The sequence below is a fragment of the Cellulomonas sp. McL0617 genome, assembly GCF_049994875.1.
In the GTDB taxonomy this organism is placed as follows: Bacteria; Actinomycetota; Actinomycetes; order Actinomycetales; family Cellulomonadaceae; genus Cellulomonas.
Genome location: NZ_CP188256.1, coordinates 1248558 through 1264891 on the forward strand (window position 1 = coordinate 1248558; position 16334 = coordinate 1264891).

Here is a 16334-nt window from a genome sequence, read left to right on the forward strand (position 1 = left end):
ACCCATGGACATCGCCGCACTGTTGATCGAGTCGCACGGCCGGGTGGGTCAGGTGCTGCACCGCGCGGTGGGCGGGCTCGACCTCGACCAGCTGACGTGGCGGGCGGACCCGGACGCCAACACGATCGCCTGGCTGGCCTGGCACGCCGGCCGCGGTGAGGACGCGCAGGTCGCCGGCGCCGCGGGCACCGAGCAGGTGTGGACCGCGCAGGGCTGGGTCGGACGGTTCGCCCTGCCGTTCGACGTCTCGGCCTCGGGCTACGGGCAGTCGTCGCAGGAGGTCGGCCAGGTGCGTGCGTCCGGGGACCTCCTGCTCGCGTACTACGACGCGGTCGCGGCGGCGACGACGGCCTTCCTCGACGACCTGGGCGAGGACGACCTCGACCGCATCGTCGACACGCGCTGGGACCCGCCGGTGACGCTCGGCGTGCGGCTGGTGAGCGTCATCTCCGACAGCCTGCAGCACGCCGGCCAGGCGTCCTTGGTGCGAGGGCTGCTGCAGCGCGCGACGTAGGCTCGGACCCGTGCGCTGCGCCTACTTCGATGCCGAGCTGTGCCGCTCGTGCGCGTGGATGGGCCGGCCGTACGGCGACCAGCTCGCGGCCAAGCAGGCGCACGCCGAGTCGCTGATCGAGGGCGGCCCGCAGTGGCTCGCGCCGCACGCGAGCGCCGAGTCCGGGTACCGCAACAAGGCCAAGATGGTGGTCACCGGGACTGCCGCCGAGCCGACGCTCGGCATCCTGGACGCGGCTGGTCACGGGGTGGACCTGCTTGAGTGCGGGCTCTACGACGACTCCCTGCAGGCCGCCTTCCCCGTGCTCGCGGCGTTCGTCGCGCATGCGAACCTCACGCCCTACGACCTGGCCACCCGGACCGGCGAGCTGAAGAACCTGCTGGTCACGCAGTCGCCCGACGGCGAGCTCATGGTGCGGTTCGTCCTGCGGTCGCAGGAGCCCGTGACGCGGATCCGCAAGCACCTGCCCGCCCTGCTCGACGCGCTGCCCGTGCTGCGGGTGGCGTCGGTGAACCTGCTGCCCGACCACCGGGCCGTGCTCGAGGGCGACCGCGAGATCCCGCTGACCGAGCAGGAGACGCTGCTCATGCGCGTCAACGGGATCGACCTGCACCTGCGGCCGCAGAGCTTCTTCCAGACGAACACCGAGGTGGCCGCCGCGCTGTACCGGCAGGCGACGGCGTGGATCGACGACCTCTCGCCCGCCTCCGTCTGGGACCTGTACTGCGGGGTCGGCGGCTTTGCGCTGCACGTGGCCGCCCCGGGCAGGGACGTCGTCGGGATCGAGACCAGCGTCGAGGCGGTGGCGAGCGCGCGGCTGTCGTCTGATGGCCTGGCCGGCATCCGGTTCGAGGCCGCCGACGCCACCGCGTTCGCCCAGGCGCACCAGGCGCCCGAGCTCGTCATCGTGAACCCGCCGCGGCGGGGCATCGGCGCGCAGCTGGCCGGGTACCTGGAGGCGTCGTCGACAACCCACGTCGTCTACTCCAGCTGCAACGCCGAGTCGCTGGCCCGCGACCTGGCCGCGATGCCGTCGCTACGACCCGTGCGCGCGCAGCTGCTCGACATGTTCCCGCAGACCACGCACTACGAGGTGCTGACCCTGCTAGCGCGCGTCCAGTAGACCGACGATCTCGGTCGTCGTCGCGGTCTCGCCCAGACGCGGGAAGATCCGGGTCAGGCTGTTCTCGTGGGCGTCGGCGTTGCTGTCCGTCATCGCATCGACCGCGAGCGTCACGTTGTAGCCGCGCTCGTGCGCGCCGCGGGCCGTGGACTCCACCCCGATGCTCGTCGAGATGCCGGCGACCACCACCTGCGTCACGCCGAGGTCGCGGAGGTCCGCGTCCAGCGTCGTGCCCTGCCACGCGCCCCAGGTGTGCTTGGTGACGGTCAGGTCCGACGGCTGGAGGTGCAGCTCGGGGACGAGCTCGGCCCAGTCGGCCGGCCGGTCGCCGCCGCGCGGCGGTGCCTGCGTCCGGCCGGGAGCGCCGCCGGCGACATTGACCAGCACGACCGGCAGACCGTGCCGGCGGAACGCGTCGGCCAGGGTCGCGGCGTTCCGGACGACGTCGGACGACGGGTGCGCCGTCGGCAGCCCGACGATGCCCTTCTGCAGGTCGATGATGACGAGGGCGGTGGTCGGGTCGAGCGTGGTCATGCGGTCTCCAGGGTGACGGTGGTGCGGTGCAGGGAGCGGTCGAGGGTGGTGAGGACGAGCAGGGCGACGGCGCAGCCGAGCATCACGACCGTCAGCTGGTGCAGGCCGGCGGTGGAGGCCCCGTGCGCGAACGACGCGGCCAGGACGGCGGACGCCGTGATCGCGCCGAGGTAGGTGAACGTGCGCAGCAGACCCGCCGACGAGCCCATCCGCGCGGGCTCCGCCTGTCGGTAGAGCGCGTTCTGGTTGGCGAGCCCGTTCAGTCCCTGGGAGATGCCGATGAGCACCGCGATGCCGATCAGCGCCCACACCGCGGTCCCGGCGTCGACGGTCAGCAGGCCGGCCGTGCCGAGCACGAGGAGCGCGCCGCCGACGACGAGCTTGCCGCGGACCTGCGGACGGCGTCCGGAGACGGCCGAGGCGGCGATCGCGGCGGTGGACATCGGCAGCAGGAGCAGTCCGGCGGACGTCGCGCTCAGGCCGCCGGTCGACTCCAGCCACTGCACGTACCCATACATGAACGAGTACGTGACCGTCGACTGCAGGATCTGCCGGCCGTAGGTGGCCAGCAACGGGACGTTGCCGCCGAGCACGCGCAGGTCGAGGAAGGGCGCCCGCTGGCGCAGCTCGCGCACGACGAGCCCGACCGCGGCGGCGACGGCGACCACCGGCAGGTACCACTCGTCGGCGGCCGGCTTCATCAGGAAGAGCATGAGCGTGGTGAGCATGGTCGCGAAGAGCACCATGCCCGGCAGGTCGATGCCGCGGGTCTCGCTCACGGGGACGACGCGGGGGAGCCGGCGTGAGCCCAGGATCAGGCAGGCGATCGCGAGGGGGATGTTGACGGTGAAGATCGTGCGCCAGCCGCCGATCCCGATGAGCACGCCGCCGAGGGTCGGGCCGATGACGGCGACCGTCTGGTTCGCGATCGCCAGGGCAGTCAGCACGAAGGCGGGGCTGTCGACGCCGGTGCGGCGGGACTCGCTGCGCAGCAGGTACATGGCGGCGGGATAGGCGGCGCAGGTGCCGAAGCCGAGCAGCACGCGCGCCGCGACCAGCAGCCCGAGGCTCGGCGCGAGCGCACCCAGCACGCCGGCGACGCCGACGAGGCCCGTGCCGAGCAGGTAGAGGCGACGTGGCCCGAACAGGTCGACGAGCCGGCCCACCACGGGCTGCCCGACCGCGGTGGCCAGGTACAGGGCGCTGACCAGCCAGATCGTCTGTGCGGGTGGCGCCCCGAACGCGATGCCGATCGGGATGAGGCTGACCGCGATCATCGAGGAGTTGATCGGGTTCAGCACGGATCCGATGACGAGCGGGGCGGTCAGGCGCCGGTCGAAGCCGACCGCCTGCGTGCGTTCAGCGGTGGCGGTCACGGCTCCGCGAGCCGATCGAGGAGGGCGAGCGCGGCCATGAGCGTGCGGCGCTCGTCGTAAGAGAACCGCTCGTCGATCGCGCGGGCCAGCCACTCCTGACGCGCCTGCCGGTCGCCGGACAGCCGTTCCACGCCTGTTCCGCTCAACGTGATCAGCTGGCGCCGGCCGTCCGTCGGGTCGGGGTGACGCTCGATCAGCCCGAGCTCGTCGAGGGCGGTCAGCTGCGCGGCCACGGACTGCGGCCGCACGCGCTCGGCCGCTGCGAGGTCGCTGGCCGAGGCGGCACCGTCCCGGTCGAGGCGGCTGAGCAGCGACGTCTGCGACGGGGTCAGGTCGCCGGTCGCGCTGACCTCGCGCAGCTGGCGGCGCAACCGGCCGATCACGACGCGCAGCTCGAGCGCGGCGCGGACGGACTCATCGGTCATGCATCGACCGTAACTCCGACAGTCCAAACTGTCCAGTTGAAACTGTCTATTTCGCGTCGCACCGGTCGTTCGGTCCGCGGTGCGGTAGGAATGCGCATGGCCATCGACCCTGTCCTCGTCGTCGGTGGCGGCCCCGCAGGTCTGGCCGCCGCCGCCGCACTGCACCGCCGCGGCATCCCGGCCCTCGTGCTCGAGAAGTCCGATGCGGTCGGCGCCTCGTGGCGGCGGCACTACGAACGGCTGCACCTGCACACCACGCGCCGCCTGTCGCGGCTGGGCGGCATGGCGATCCCGCGGCGGTACGGCCGGTGGGTGGCCCGTGCGGACGTCGTCGCCTACCTCGAGCAGTACGTCGAGCACCACCACCTGCGCGTCCAGACCGGCGTCGAGGTCACGCGGATCTCGTTGGGCGACGACGGCCGGTGGCTGCTGGAGACCAGCGCGGGCGTGATGAGCGCGCCCGAGGTGGTCGTCGCGACCGGCTACAACCACACGCCGGTCCCGCCGACCTGGCCCGGCACGTTCGACGGTCAGGTGGTGCACGCCTCGATCTACCGGGACGCGTCGCCGTACGCCGGCCGGGACGTGCTGGTGGTGGGCGTCGGTAACACCGGGGCCGAGATCGCCGTGGACCTCACCGAGGGCGGTGCGAGCCGCGTCCGGCTCGCAGTGCGGACGCCCCCGCACATCGTGCGCCGGTCCAACTTCGGCTGGCCCGCCCAGGGCACGGGCATCCTCGTGCGGCGGCTCCCGGTGAGGATGGTCGACGTCGTCGCCGGGCTGATCTCGCGCGTCGAGGTGCCCGACCTGTCCTCCCACGGCCTGCCCCGCCCCACGACCGGCCTGTACTCGCGCGTGCTCGAGGGGTCGGTGCCGCTGCAGGACGTCGGGCTGATCGCGGCCGTGCAGGCCGGACTCGTCGAGCCGGTCGCGGCGGTGTCGTCGTTCGACGGCCCGTCCGTCGTGCTCGCCGACGACAGCCGCATCGAGCCGGACGTCGTCCTGCTGGCCACCGGCTACCAGCGCGGCCTCGAACGGCTGGTGGGTGACCTCGGCGTGCTCGACGACCACGGCGTGCCCGTCCGGTCGCAGCCCGGCCTCTACTTCACCGGCTACACCAACCCGATCAGCGGCATGTTCCGGGAGCTGCGGCTGGACGCCCGTCGGATCGCCCGGGCCGTGGGTCGTCGTCGGGCGCCGTGATGTGCGGTCGCGGCCGTCGAACGACCGGGAACTTCAGGCCAGGGCGTCAGGGCCGGCGGTCAGCTTTCGGGCGCCGACCGGCGCAGAGCCACGACGACGACCAGCGGCCACAGCGCCTGAGCACCGGCGAGCGCACGCTCCGTGAGCCCGATCGCGTCACCGCCGCGCGCCAGCTCCGCGCCGAACGCGCCCAGCAGGCCGACGAGTGCTGCCGATGCGGTCACCTGGACCGCCGGTCGCAGGATTCCCGACCCTCGTCGCGCCGAGAGGGCGGGCCAGAGGGCGAGGGCCACGAAGCCGATCGTCGCCGCGGTGCCGTGGGCCTGACTGGCCGCGTCCGAGGGGAAGACGGCGACCGCGAGGGTCGCGGCACCGCCGAGCGCCAGCAGCAGCCGGCCGGCGCGGGGGACCGGGCGCAGGCCAGCGGCCGTGACGAGGTGCGCGACGCCGGTCAGTGCCAACCCGGCGGTCATCACCCACGCATCCGTCGCGCTCGTCGCGGCGAGAGCGCTGATCGTCTCGCGCGTCGGGTCGAACGACGGCTGACGGGCCGCGGCCAGCGTCCAGCCGCCGATCATCCCGGCAGGAGCGGCGATCGCGGACGCGAGCGCCCAGCCGGGAACGGTGCGCATGGGACTCATCTCGTGCTGGTTCGGGACTGCCGGACGACAATGGGTTCGTGGCCGACGCTACGCACGGATGGGTCGTCGACGACTTCGACGCACCCGACCTCGACCGCGACCTCTGGTTCCCGCACTACCTCCCCGCCTGGAGCTCCCGCGCGCAGACCGCCGCCACGTTCGCGATCCGTGACTCCTGCCTGCATCTGTCGATCCCGCCTTCCCAGGGGCGCTGGTGCGCCGACGACCATCGCCCGCCCACCCGGGTGTCGGGTCTGCAGACGGCCAACCGCTCCGGGCCCGTAGGCGGCACGGAGGGGCAGCAGCCCTACCGTCCGGGGCTCGTCGTGCGTGAGGAGCAGGAGCCGTTCTTGGGTTGGACGCCATCCAGCGGGCGGGTCGAGATGCGAGCGCGGGCCGTGATCAGTCCCCGCTCGATGGTGGCGTTGTGGATGGTCGGTCTCGAGGACCATCCCGAGCGGTCGGCGGAGATCTGCGTCATGGAGGTCTTCGGCGACGCGGTCGACATGGGTGCTTCCGCCGCCGTGGGGATGGGTCTGCACGCGTTCCGCGACCCGGACGTCACCGAGGACTTCGTGGCGTCCCGGTTGCCGATCGACGTCGCGGCGTTCCACACGTACACGGTCGACTGGTCGGAGCAGGAGGCGTCGTTCTTCGTCGACGACTCGCTCGTGCGTACCAGCCCGCGGCCGCCGACCTATCCCGTGCAGCTGATGCTCGCGGTGTTCGACTTCCCCGAGCGGTCGGTCGGCGGCGACGACGACGCGGTGCCGGAGCTCGTCGTCGACCGGATCGCCGGGGGCGCGCGTCTAACCTCAGCACCATGAACGTCCTCGCCAGGAACAACGTCGTCGTCACCGGGCCGGCCGGCGCGCCGCCGATGGTGTTCGCCCACGGGTTCGGGTGCGACAAGTCGATGTGGCGGTTCGTCGCGCCGGCCTTCGAGCAGACCCACCGCGTCGTCGTCTTCGACCACGTGGGCGCAGGTGGCTCGGACCTGGCCGCGTACGACGCCACCCGGTACGCCACGCTCGACGGGTACGCCCAGGACGTCCTAGAGATCATCGAGGCCCTCGACCTCGGGCCGGTCGTCTTCGTCGGCCACTCGGTCAGCGCCATGATCGGGCTCCTGGCCGGCGTGCGGCGGCCGGACCTGTTCGAGCGCCTCGTGCTCGTCGGGCCCAGTCCTCGCTACGTCGACGACGACGGCTACCGCGGCGGGTTCACGGCGGCCGAGATCGAGGAGCTGCTCGAGACGATGGACGCCAACTACCTCGGCTGGTCGGCCTTCATCGCGCCCGTCATCATGGGCAACCCCGGCCGCCCCGAGCTGGGGGAGGAGCTGATCAACTCCTTCTGCCGCACCGACCCGACGATCGCCAAGCGGTTCGCGCGGACCACGTTCCTGTCCGACAACCGCGCCGACCTGGCCGCCGTGACCACCCCGTCGCTCGTGGTGCAGTGCCGCGAGGACGTGATCGCCCCGCAGGAGGTCGGCCGCTACGTGCACGAGCACCTGGCCGGCAGCGAGTTCGTGCTCATCGACGCGGTCGGCCACTGCCCGAACCTCAGCGCCCCGGTCGCGCTGGTCGAGGCCATGACCGCGTACCTGGCACCATGAACGACCGCGCCGAAGCGTGGGACGTCGCGCCGGTCGCGCTCCTGCGGCTGGACCCGGACGGACTGATAGCCGACGCGAACCGCGTGCTGCTCTCCTGGGTCGGGCGCGACGCGGACGACGTGATCGGCCGCATCCGGCTCAGCGATCTGCTCTCCGCCGGCGGGCGCATCTACTGGGAGACGCACCTGTCGCCGCTCCTGCACATGCAGGACCGGGTCGACGAGGTCGCGGTCGAGCTGCGCGCTCCGTCCGGGCGGTTCCCGGTGCTCATGTCCGCTGTCGTCCGGCCGTCGGACGGTTCGGTCGACGTCGCCCTGTCCGCCGCGACCGAGCGAGCGCGGTACGAGCGGGAGCTCCGGTCGGCCCGCGCGGCGGCCGAGGTGAGCCTGGACCAGAAGACCTCCGTCGCGCACGAGCTGCAGCGCGCGCTGCTGACCATGCCTCGGCTCGACGACGACCGGTTCGTGGTCACGACTGAGTACCGGCCCGGCGTGCAGGCCCTCGAGGTGGGCGGCGACTGGTACGACGCGTTCCTCGTCGACGACGGCACGCTCGCGCTCGTCGTGGGCGACGTGGTCGGGCGTGGGCTGCGTGCGGCGACCGACATGGGTCAGCTGCGCAGCGCCATCCGGGCACTGGCCGAGCCGGGCGTCGGCCCTGCGCGTCTGCTGTCGCGGCTCGACCGGTTCGTGGAGCAGACCGGGGCCGGGTTCATGGCGACGACGGCCTATGCCGAGGTAGCGCTCGCCACCGGCGTTGTCACGTACGCGTGCGCCGGCCACCTGCCGCCCCTGCTGCTCGGTGCGGGCGCGCCCCGGTTCTTGTGGGACGGCCGCTCGATGCCGCTGGGGTTCCCGGGCCGGACCCGTCTCCAGGCGACCGTGTCACTGGGTGCTGGGGACAGGCTCGCGCTCTACACGGACGGCCTGGTCGAGCGCCGGGACCGCCCGCTCGACGACGGGCTCGGGTCGTTGGCCGCGACGCTCGACTCGTCGCGACGCCCGCTGCCCGACCTGGTCAGCGAGCTGTTGGTGCACACGGGCGACGACCGCGACGACGTCTGCCTGCTCCTGCTCGAGTGGTTCGGCTGACCGTTCGCACGGTGGACGTCCGGCCGACCGGGGCGACGCGATGTGCCGCCCCGGTCAGCCACGTCCGACGGGCCGCCTACAGGCTCGGGCTCGCGTTGTGCACGAGCTCGAGCGCCATCTGCGGGAACCAGTCGCCGGCTGCCGGGTCGGCGTAGCCGCGGACGGGATCGATCCCGCCGTCGGGCGCCCAGCGCGTGCACTGGCCGTCGGACTCGCCCGGGATCTTCACCCAGAGGTAGGCGTCGACGTACGGGTTGCCGGTGGTCAGCGTCGGGGTGAGGCCGAGGCCGCGGCCGGGCGGGTTGCACCAGACCTGCGGGTCACCGGCGGGGCTGCCGGCCGGGGCGGTCCACGGTCCCTGGCCGTTGCGGCTCGTGTCGATCACCGCGTGCTTGAGCACGGCCGGGCTGCTGGGCGGGTTGGGCGCGTTGGTCACGTTGTTCGTGTACCACTGGTCGGTCAGGCCCCACGTGCTGAAGTCGCCGGGCGTGGCGGGGTAGTACTGGCTCCCGCAGTAGTCGAAGTGACCCACGCGCCAGCCGCCCTCGGCCGTGTTGGTGCCGTACCAGAGGCACTGCGAGATCCACGACGCGTACTTCGCCTGGTGGTCGCTGAGCTCATAGTTGGACACGTCGAGGAAGAAGCCGTCGGCCTTCTCGACGCCGGCCTTGTGCAGCCGGTCGGAGATGTCGCCCACGCCGAGCCAGCCGCTGTGCGTGCCGTCGAGGTAGACCTTCGTGTTGGTCAGCGCGGTGAGGCGGTCGACCGCGCCGTTCACCTGGGTGAACCGGTCGGAGGCCGCGGTCGCCGGGTTGAGCGACGCCGGCTGGCACCACTCCTGCGCTCCGGTGTTGGCGGTGTACCAGGGGATGATGCCCAGGCCGTCGGGCTCGAGCAGGACGATCGCCTGCCCGGAGCCGATGCCGGCCGCGAAGCCGTCGATCCATGCCAGGTAGCTCGCCGTGTCGGCGGCGCCGCCCGCGGAGTACTGCGCACAGTCGCGGTAGGGGAGGTTGTACGCGACGAGCACCGGGATCGTGTGCGTGAGCTTGGCCTGGAGCATGGTCGTCTGGACGGACTTCTTCACCTCGGCGGGGGTGCCCTTGGTGAACCAGACGGCCTGGGGCGTGGCCGCCATCTTGGTCAGCGCCAGGGCGTCGGACCACTGGTGCGTGGTGACCAGCTTGGCGATCTGCTGGACCGCGCCCTTGTCCGGCGGGGGCGTGAACAGCCGGGTCGCGGGCGGTGCGGGTTGCGACTGGTGGGCGCTGGCGGGGGTGGTCAGGCCGAGGGACAGGCCGAGTGAGAGCGCTACCACGGCGCCGGCCGCGAGCACTTTCGGGCGCGTTCGTACCAGGGGATGAGGCACGGAGTTCTCCTACGTCGTTGTCGGATGAACGTTCTCGTGAAGGGCGGGGGAGCGCTCCCACCGCCTGGGGTAGAGCATGCCGACTCGGACATCTCCGCGCAAGGTGTACCGGTAAGGAAGGGTCGCGCGCAGCGCCGCGCGCGACCCTTCCCCCCCGGTTCGGCCAGGTCCGTGCCACCCGGTCGATCCGCCTGCGGGAGCCCCTCAGAACACGTGGTTGGCGATCTCCGCGGGTGCGAGCAGCAGCTGCTTGATCTCGTCGTCGAGCTTCACCAGAGTCAGCGAGGCGCCGGCCATGTCGAGCGACGTGCAGTACTCGCCGACGTAGCTGCGGCCCACCGTGATGCCCTGGGCGGCCAGCTTCTCGTGCGCCGACCCGTACAGCAGGTACAGCTCGCTGATCGGCGTGCCGCCCAGGCCGTTGATCATCAGCGCGACCTCGTCGCCGCTCGAGTACGGCAGGTCGGGGACGACGGCGCCCAGCAGCTCGTCGACGATCTCGTCGGCGGACACCAGCTTCGCGCGACGCCGACCGGGCTCGCCGTGGATGCCGACACCGATCTCCATCTCGTCGTCACCGAGCTCGAACAGCGGGGAGCCCTTGGCCGGCGGCGTGCACGCCGTGAGCGCGATGCCCATGGTCCGCGTGACCGAGTTGACCTTCTCGCCGATGCGCACCAGCTCGTCCAGGTCCGCGCCTGCCTCGGAGGCCGCACCCACGGCCTTCATGACGAAGAAGTTGCCCGCCACGCCGCGGCGGCCCACCGTCCAGGTCGAGTCCTTGACGGCGACGTCGTCGTTGATGAACAGGGTCTTCACCTTGAGGCCCTCGGCCTCGGCCAGCTCGGAGGCCATCTCGAACGCCATCTTGTCGCCCGTGTAGTTGTTGACCAGCAGCAGGACGCCCTTCTCGGAGGCGAGCAGCTTGGCGGTCTCGAGCACGTACTCCATCGGCGGCGCCGCGAACACGTCTCCGGGACAGGCACCGTCGAGCATGCCCTTGCCGACGACCATGACGTGCGCCGGCTCATGGCCCGACCCCGATCCTTGGACGATCGAGACCTTGTCGTGGCTCGGGGCGTCGGCCCGCATGATGAGGTTGTACTCGGGCACGTAGCGCAGCGTGTCCGGGTTGGCCAAAGCGATCCCCTTGAGCATCTCCGGGACGAAGTTCTTGGGGTCGTTCACGAACTTCTTCATCAGTACTGCCTCCACACATCGTCGTGTCGTCTGTCTCTTGTCGCCGCGTCGCCCCCGGGGCGCGGACGTGTGCGTCACCAGGTCTCGGCGACCTTCTCCGCCAGCACGGCCACCGCGATCGCGCCCGGGTCCACCGAGCCGATGCTGCGTTCGCCGGTGTAGGAGGCCCGGCCGCGGCGGGCCTGCATGCTCTTCGTCGCCTCGGCCGCCTCGCGCGCGGACTGTGCGGCCCTCGTCGCGACGTCCTTCGGGTCCGCCCCGAGGTTCGCCTCGATCGTGTCGGCCATCGGTGCGAGGGCGTCGAGCAGCGTCTTCTCGCCGAGGTCGGCGCCGCCGCGCGCCTTGATGCCCTCGATGGCGGCGCGCAGCATGGCGACGACGTCCTCACCCGACGCGTCCGGCTTGCCCTTGACCACCGCGGCGGCCCGAAGGAACGCGGTGCCCCAGATCGGTCCGGACGTGCCGCCGATCCGGCCGGTCATCACGATCGCGACCTTCTGCAGGAACGTGCCGGCGTCGGACCGGTCGAACGTGTCCCACTGCGCCACGACATTCTCGAAGCCGCGGGCCAGGGAGAACCCGAAGTCGCCGTCGCCGACGACGGAGTCGAGGTCCCCGAAGTACTTCTCGTTCTCGATGCAGGTGTCGGCGATGGTGCGCACGACGGACTCGACACGGGGGACCTCAGGGGACACGGGGACGCTCGCTCTCGGTGAGGATTCTCTCGAGGTCGCCCAGGTGGACCTCGTCGGTGGGATCGAGCCCGAGCGGGTCCGCGAGGACCTTCGTCGGCTCGGTGGGGTCGCCCAGGGACGTGACGACGAGGGCGGCACCGGTGAAGTCCTCGTCGGTGGTGTAGCTGCTCACGGTGACGACCGTCCGTAGACCGGCACCGAGCGCAGCCCGCAGGCCGTTCGCGCTGTCCTCGACGACGATCGCGTCGTCGGCCCCCAGGCCGAGGCGCTCGAGGGCGAGCAGGTAGATGTCCGGCGCCGGCTTCTTGGCCGGCACGATGTCACCGGCGAACACCACGAAGTCCCGTGCCCGGTCGACGCCGACGGCGTGCTCGAGCACGGCGCGCACCGACGGCTCCGCAGACGTCGATGCGACCGCAAGCCGCCAGCCCCGCGCCGACGCCTCCTCGACGATCCGCGCGATGCCCGGTCGCGCCGGCAGGAAGCCCGCCGCGACCATCTCCGTGTAGTGCGCGGTCTTCGTCTTGTGCCAGGCGGCGATGAGCGCCTTCTGCTCGTCCGGTTCGGTGGGCAGCCCCGCGGTCTCGACGAACACGGGGGTGAACACCGATGCCAGCCGCTCCTTGCCGCCGCCGATCGCGAGCAGGTGCCCGTACTCCTCCTGGGACCAGTGGATCGGGACCCCGGCCTCCGCGAACGTCTGGTTGAACGCGGGCAGGTGCCCGTCGCGCTCGGTGTCGGCCAGCACGCCGTCGCAGTCGAAGATCAGTGCCCTGGTCCCCGGCTGGCTCGGGCCCTGCCCGCTCAGGTCCTGCCCGCTCAGATCCTGGTCGCTCAGATCCTGCCCGCTCAGGTCCTGCCCGCCCAGCTCCTGCGCGCTCATGCCCGGCCCGCCGAGCCGAACTCGTCGATGCACTCGGCGATCGCGCTGGTGACCGCGTCGGAGATGTCCCGGAACATGCTCGGCGGGTCCCACTTGTCGCGCGCCCGCGCGCCCGCCAGGTGCGTCTCGGCGGAGCGCATGTACGCGACCTTGACGGCGGTCGAGATGTTGATCTTGGCGACGCCGGCCTCGATGAACGAGCGGAAGTCCTCCCGGGACAGACCCGTTCCGCCGTGCAGGACGATCGGGCGGTCGGAGAGTGCGGCGAGCTCGCGGACACGGTCCGGGCGCAGCACCGGCCTGGCCTTGTACTCGCCGTGGGCCGTGCCCAGCTGCGGTGCCAGGAGGTCGACGCCCGTGCGCTCGGCGACGGCCGCCAGCGTCGCGACGTCGTAGGAGTGCAGTGCCACGTCCGAGCCGACGCCGTCCTCGACGCCCACGATGTTCTCGATCTCGGACTCCACGTCGACGCCGCGGGCGTGCGCCTCGGCGACGACCTCGGCGGTCTCGCGCTCGGCGTCGTCCAGGGAGCGGTCGGACGCGTCGAACAGCACCGACGACCAACCAGCCCGCACGACGTCGCTGATCACCGCCCGGTCGGGGCAGTGGTCGAGGTGCAGCGCCACCGGCACGTCCGCGCGCTCGGCCGCCGACTGGAACGTCGTCGTCATCAGGTCCGTGCCGACGGACCGGACGGTCTTCACGGACACCTGGACGATCAGGGGGGACCGCGCCCGCACGGCCGCCGCGATCACCGCGCGCAGGCTCAGGTCGTCCAGGATGTTGACGGCGGGAACGGCGAAACCGCGCGCTCGGGCGTCTCGTGTCATCGTCAACGTCGACGCGATCATCTGGCCTCCGACCGATATGTCCGATCCTTCGGCAGTCTAGACAGGTCTACTCATGAACGACCAGCGCAGCGCGATCCGTGAAAGTCTGTGCACCATGACCGACGTCCTGGAGCGCGACTCCGCCACCCCGTTGTACGTCCAGCTCGAGCAGATCCTGCACGAGCGGATCGTCGGCGGGCAGTGGGCGCCGGGGCAGCGGATCCCGTCGGAGAACGAGCTCAACAAGATGTTCGGGCTCAGCCGCATGACGGTCCGTGGCGTGCTGACCAAGCTCGTCGGCGACGGGCTCCTTGTCCGGGTGCCGGGCAAGGGCACCTACGTGGCGACGCCGAAGATCAGCACCGTGTCGCCCGCGTACCGCGGGGTGCGAGAGCAGCTGGAGTCGCAGGGGTACGAGACGTCGACCCGGCTCATCTCCTTGTCGTTGGAGACGCCGTCGTCGGGAGTGCGCGAACGCCTGTCGCTCGCCGACGACGAGGAGACGTACGTCGTCGTCCGCGTGCGCTCCGTGCAGGGCGAGCCGATCAGCCTGCACCGCTCCTACGTCCCGGCCCGGCTGGCGCCCGGTCTGTCGGACCACGACGTCGTCGCCAACCAGCTGTGCGTGGTGCTCGAGGAGCACTACGGCCTGCCCATGAAGCACGTGCGCGAGGACCTCGAGGCGGTCGCCGTCACCACGGCCGAGGCTCGTCACCTCGGCATGCGACGCGGTCAGCCCGCGCTCCAGCTCCAGGACGTCACGTTCGACGCCCTCTCCCGACCGTTCGAGTACACCTCGATCGTGTTCCGCGGCGACCGGATGCGCCTGCGCTTCGACTACGACCGCTGAGCGACTCGGGCTGCCGACCCGCTGGGCCGCTACGAGAGCAGTCCGCCACCCACCCATTCACGGATCGCCGCGACGTCGCCGGCGCTCAGCTCCATGCGCGCACCGCGGCACAAGCCCACGACGTTGTCGGCCCAGGCCGCCGCCAGGTCCTTGGCCGTCGTCTTCGACGTCAGCTGCTCGCCGCCGTACAGGGTCCCGGAGATGACGAAGTTGACCGTCGAGCGACCCACGGCCGCGCCGGCCTCCTGGCACGCGTTGCGCACACGACGCGAGGTCTCGGCACGATCGAAGGGGTGTGCGGCCAGGTCGGCGGCGAGCGCGGTGAGCAGGACCCGGTAGTTCGTCTCGCTGAGCCCGGGCGTGTCCGTGACGGCCGTGACCTGGCGCTGCAGGGCGCTCGGGTCCTTGTCGGCCTCGGCGACGGCGCCCGGCAGGTCGGCCTCCCCGAAGCGCTTGGGGTCCCAGACGTAGCCCGGGGGGCGCGGCGACGACGCGACCTCGGGAACGTTGCGGGCCAGCCACTGCAGGAACCCGCCCGCGCCGCCCCAGCTGGACCCGGTGAGCGTCGGGTCGGCCTTCTGGGCGGCGCCCGCGACGGCTCCGAGCGTGACCGGTCGGTCGGCCGTGCGCACGCGCTGCAGGATCGCCTTGCGTGCCGCTTCGCTCGCGCCGACGACCGGCTCGGTCCCGGGATCGGGGGCCGGTGGCGCGGCGATCTCCGCGGCTCCGGTGCCACCGCCGTTCCCGGTCCTCTCAGCCTTGTCCGTCGGCCGTCCGCGTCCCTTCGACGACACGGGCGGCGGCGTCCGGGGTGCCTCGACGTTGAGCGTCGACGCGGTGCTGGTGACCAGCTCAGCCAGGTCGTCGGCGGTGATGACGTGGTCGGCGACGGCGCGATAGGCCGCCGCGGCCGGGCTCGCGGTCATGATCGTGACCCGACGGTCGGCCGCCCGGCAGCGCAGAGCCAGGGGAGTGAAGTCGGCGTCGGCCGAGACGATCACGAACTCCTCGTACCGCGTGGGCGCGGCCAGCGCGTCGACGGCGTCGAGCACGAGGTTGATGTCCGCGCTGCTCTTGCCCTGCTGGGTCAGCGACGGGCAGTCGACCACCTGGAACCCCGCCCGCGTGAAGTTGGGCCGGAAGTTCGCGAAGCGCGAGGGGTTGAGGTAGCAGGCGCGGATGAGGAACTTGCGCGTGAAGTCGCCCTCCGAGTCCGTGCCGCTCTCCAGCTCGCTCAACCAGTGCGCCGGGTCGGTCGCGAACGCCTCGGCGGCGGTCGGGTCGAGGCGTTGCAGGCCGATGTAGACGTTGTCGAAGTCGACGAACAGGGCGGTCCGGAACCGGCGACCGGTCTCGGTGCGGTCGGCGGAGGTCATGCTCGATGTGCTCACCTGGTGCATCATCCTCGGTCGGGACCGTCCGCGTCCGCCGCGACGCTCGGCCGGACACCGGTCGGTGCACCAGGATGAACCCATGCACCTGGTCGACACGGCGAGCTCGGGCGGTCCGCAGTTCTACGTCGAGCACCTGCGCGTCCCGTCGATGAGCGTCGGGACCGCCGTGCTGGGCGTGGGCGCGGTCGACAGCCAGCAGCCGCACACGGAAGACGAGATCTACGTCGTCCTGCGCGGCCGTGCCAGGCTCTGGACGCCCTCTCTGACCGTCGACGTGGCCCCGGGGTCCGTCGCGTTCGTGCCGGCGTCGGAGGAGCACCGGTTCGTCGACGTGGTCGACGAGCTCCACGTCCTCGTCGTGTTCGCGCCGGCCGAGTACGGCAACGCCACAGGTCAGCTGCTGCGCGATCCGTCCACCTGATCACGCGTCGGCACCGCGCTCGCCGACGCCGCCTGCACAGTGCGTGGCGGGAAGTCGCGGGGTCGCCAGGCGTCCACCTCGGGTCGACGGCGAGCGGCGACCGTCGACCTGACGTCGACGACCACGCGCGCGTCGTCGCGCAGCCGGCACCGGATCGACTCGCG

Annotated in this window: 18 protein-coding genes; 8 read left to right on the top strand and 10 right to left on the bottom strand. The window is 71.9% G+C overall.

All coding sequences use genetic code 11. The annotated features are described in order from the left end of the window. Positions 1-4: 4 nt before the first annotated feature. Entirely contained in the window at positions 5-514 is a 510-nt protein-coding gene (locus ACPPVS_RS05565) for a mycothiol transferase (RefSeq protein ID WP_426595039.1), read from the top strand. A 10-nt stretch (positions 515-524) separates the two neighbouring features. Continuing rightward, a complete protein-coding gene (gene rlmC, locus ACPPVS_RS05570; protein ID WP_426595040.1) occupies positions 525-1637 on the top strand; it encodes a 23S rRNA (uracil(747)-C(5))-methyltransferase RlmC in 1113 nt (370 codons plus the stop codon). On the opposite strand, the gene ACPPVS_RS05575 is transcribed toward rlmC, so the two are convergent. From ACPPVS_RS05575 to ACPPVS_RS05585, 3 genes are read right to left on the bottom strand one after another with little or no spacing between them, the layout of a single operon-like run. Further along, on the bottom strand, positions 1620-2171 hold the full coding sequence (locus tag ACPPVS_RS05575; protein WP_426595041.1) for an isochorismatase family protein: 552 nt from the start codon (positions 2169-2171) through the stop codon (positions 1620-1622). The two genes, rlmC and ACPPVS_RS05575, sit on opposite strands and share 18 nt — an antisense overlap. Further along, complete coding sequence (locus tag ACPPVS_RS05580; RefSeq protein WP_426595042.1) at positions 2168-3547, bottom strand: MFS transporter; 1380 nt, start codon at positions 3545-3547, stop codon at positions 2168-2170. The genes ACPPVS_RS05575 and ACPPVS_RS05580 overlap by 4 nt, the downstream gene beginning before the upstream one ends. Then, positions 3544-3972, bottom strand: coding sequence for a MarR family winged helix-turn-helix transcriptional regulator (locus ACPPVS_RS05585; RefSeq protein WP_426595043.1), 429 nt, complete (start codon positions 3970-3972; stop codon positions 3544-3546). The genes ACPPVS_RS05580 and ACPPVS_RS05585 overlap by 4 nt, the downstream gene beginning before the upstream one ends. A gap of 96 nt (positions 3973-4068) precedes the next feature. Between ACPPVS_RS05585 and ACPPVS_RS05590 the strand changes: the two genes are divergently transcribed. Then, positions 4069-5175, top strand: a complete 1107-nt coding sequence (locus tag ACPPVS_RS05590) for a flavin-containing monooxygenase (protein ID WP_426595044.1) — start codon at positions 4069-4071, stop codon at positions 5173-5175. Between the two features lie 59 nt (positions 5176-5234). On the opposite strand, the gene ACPPVS_RS05595 is transcribed toward ACPPVS_RS05590, so the two are convergent. Further along, positions 5235-5807, bottom strand: coding sequence for a DUF998 domain-containing protein (locus tag ACPPVS_RS05595; RefSeq protein ID WP_426595045.1), 573 nt, complete (start codon positions 5805-5807; stop codon positions 5235-5237). Positions 5808-5854: 47 nt separating this feature from the next. Here ACPPVS_RS05595 and ACPPVS_RS05600 point away from each other — a divergent pair, with 47 nt between their 5' ends. Genes ACPPVS_RS05600 through ACPPVS_RS05610 form a run of 3 tightly spaced genes read left to right on the top strand, consistent with a single transcriptional unit; the run spans position 5855 to position 8528 of the window. Further along, positions 5855-6643 carry a glycoside hydrolase family 16 protein gene (locus ACPPVS_RS05600; protein ID WP_426595046.1) on the top strand — a complete coding sequence of 263 codons (789 nt, stop codon included), beginning with the start codon at positions 5855-5857 and terminating at the stop codon, positions 6641-6643. Beyond that, positions 6640-7437, top strand: coding sequence for an alpha/beta fold hydrolase (locus ACPPVS_RS05605; RefSeq protein ID WP_426595047.1), 798 nt, complete (start codon positions 6640-6642; stop codon positions 7435-7437). Before ACPPVS_RS05600 ends, ACPPVS_RS05605 begins: the two co-directional genes overlap by 4 nt. Beyond that, positions 7434-8528, top strand: coding sequence for a PP2C family protein-serine/threonine phosphatase (locus tag ACPPVS_RS05610; protein WP_426595048.1), 1095 nt, complete (start codon positions 7434-7436; stop codon positions 8526-8528). The genes ACPPVS_RS05605 and ACPPVS_RS05610 overlap by 4 nt, the downstream gene beginning before the upstream one ends. 76 nt (positions 8529-8604) lie before the next feature. Here ACPPVS_RS05610 and ACPPVS_RS05615 read toward each other — a convergent pair whose 3' ends face one another. The 5 genes from ACPPVS_RS05615 to ACPPVS_RS05635 form a co-directional block, all read right to left on the bottom strand. After that, entirely contained in the window at positions 8605-9897 is a 1293-nt protein-coding gene (locus ACPPVS_RS05615) for a glycoside hydrolase family 6 protein (RefSeq protein WP_426595049.1), read from the bottom strand. A gap of 204 nt (positions 9898-10101) precedes the next feature. Continuing rightward, a complete protein-coding gene (gene dhaK, locus ACPPVS_RS05620) occupies positions 10102-11097 on the bottom strand; it encodes a dihydroxyacetone kinase subunit DhaK (RefSeq protein ID WP_426595050.1) in 996 nt (331 codons plus the stop codon). Positions 11098-11171: 74 nt separating this feature from the next. Then, on the bottom strand, positions 11172-11792 hold the full coding sequence (gene dhaL / locus ACPPVS_RS05625; protein ID WP_426595051.1) for a dihydroxyacetone kinase subunit DhaL: 621 nt from the start codon (positions 11790-11792) through the stop codon (positions 11172-11174). Beyond that, entirely contained in the window at positions 11782-12675 is an 894-nt protein-coding gene (locus tag ACPPVS_RS05630; protein ID WP_426595052.1) for an HAD-IA family hydrolase, read from the bottom strand. Before ACPPVS_RS05630 ends, dhaL begins: the two co-directional genes overlap by 11 nt. Beyond that, positions 12672-13505 carry a class II fructose-bisphosphate aldolase gene (locus tag ACPPVS_RS05635; protein ID WP_426595053.1) on the bottom strand — a complete coding sequence of 278 codons (834 nt, stop codon included), beginning with the start codon at positions 13503-13505 and terminating at the stop codon, positions 12672-12674. The genes ACPPVS_RS05630 and ACPPVS_RS05635 overlap by 4 nt, the downstream gene beginning before the upstream one ends. Positions 13506-13620: 115 nt before the next feature. Here ACPPVS_RS05635 and ACPPVS_RS05640 point away from each other — a divergent pair, with 115 nt between their 5' ends. Continuing rightward, positions 13621-14355, top strand: coding sequence for a GntR family transcriptional regulator (locus ACPPVS_RS05640; RefSeq protein WP_426595054.1), 735 nt, complete (start codon positions 13621-13623; stop codon positions 14353-14355). A 29-nt stretch (positions 14356-14384) separates the two neighbouring features. Here the strand turns inward: ACPPVS_RS05640 and ACPPVS_RS05645 are convergent, their stop codons facing one another. Further along, on the bottom strand, positions 14385-15746 hold the full coding sequence (locus ACPPVS_RS05645) for an NYN domain-containing protein (RefSeq protein ID WP_426595055.1): 1362 nt from the start codon (positions 15744-15746) through the stop codon (positions 14385-14387). 82 nt (positions 15747-15828) lie between these two features. Here ACPPVS_RS05645 and ACPPVS_RS05650 point away from each other — a divergent pair, with 82 nt between their 5' ends. Then, entirely contained in the window at positions 15829-16170 is a 342-nt protein-coding gene (locus ACPPVS_RS05650) for a cupin domain-containing protein (protein ID WP_426595056.1), read from the top strand. Positions 16171-16334: the final 164 nt, after the last annotated feature.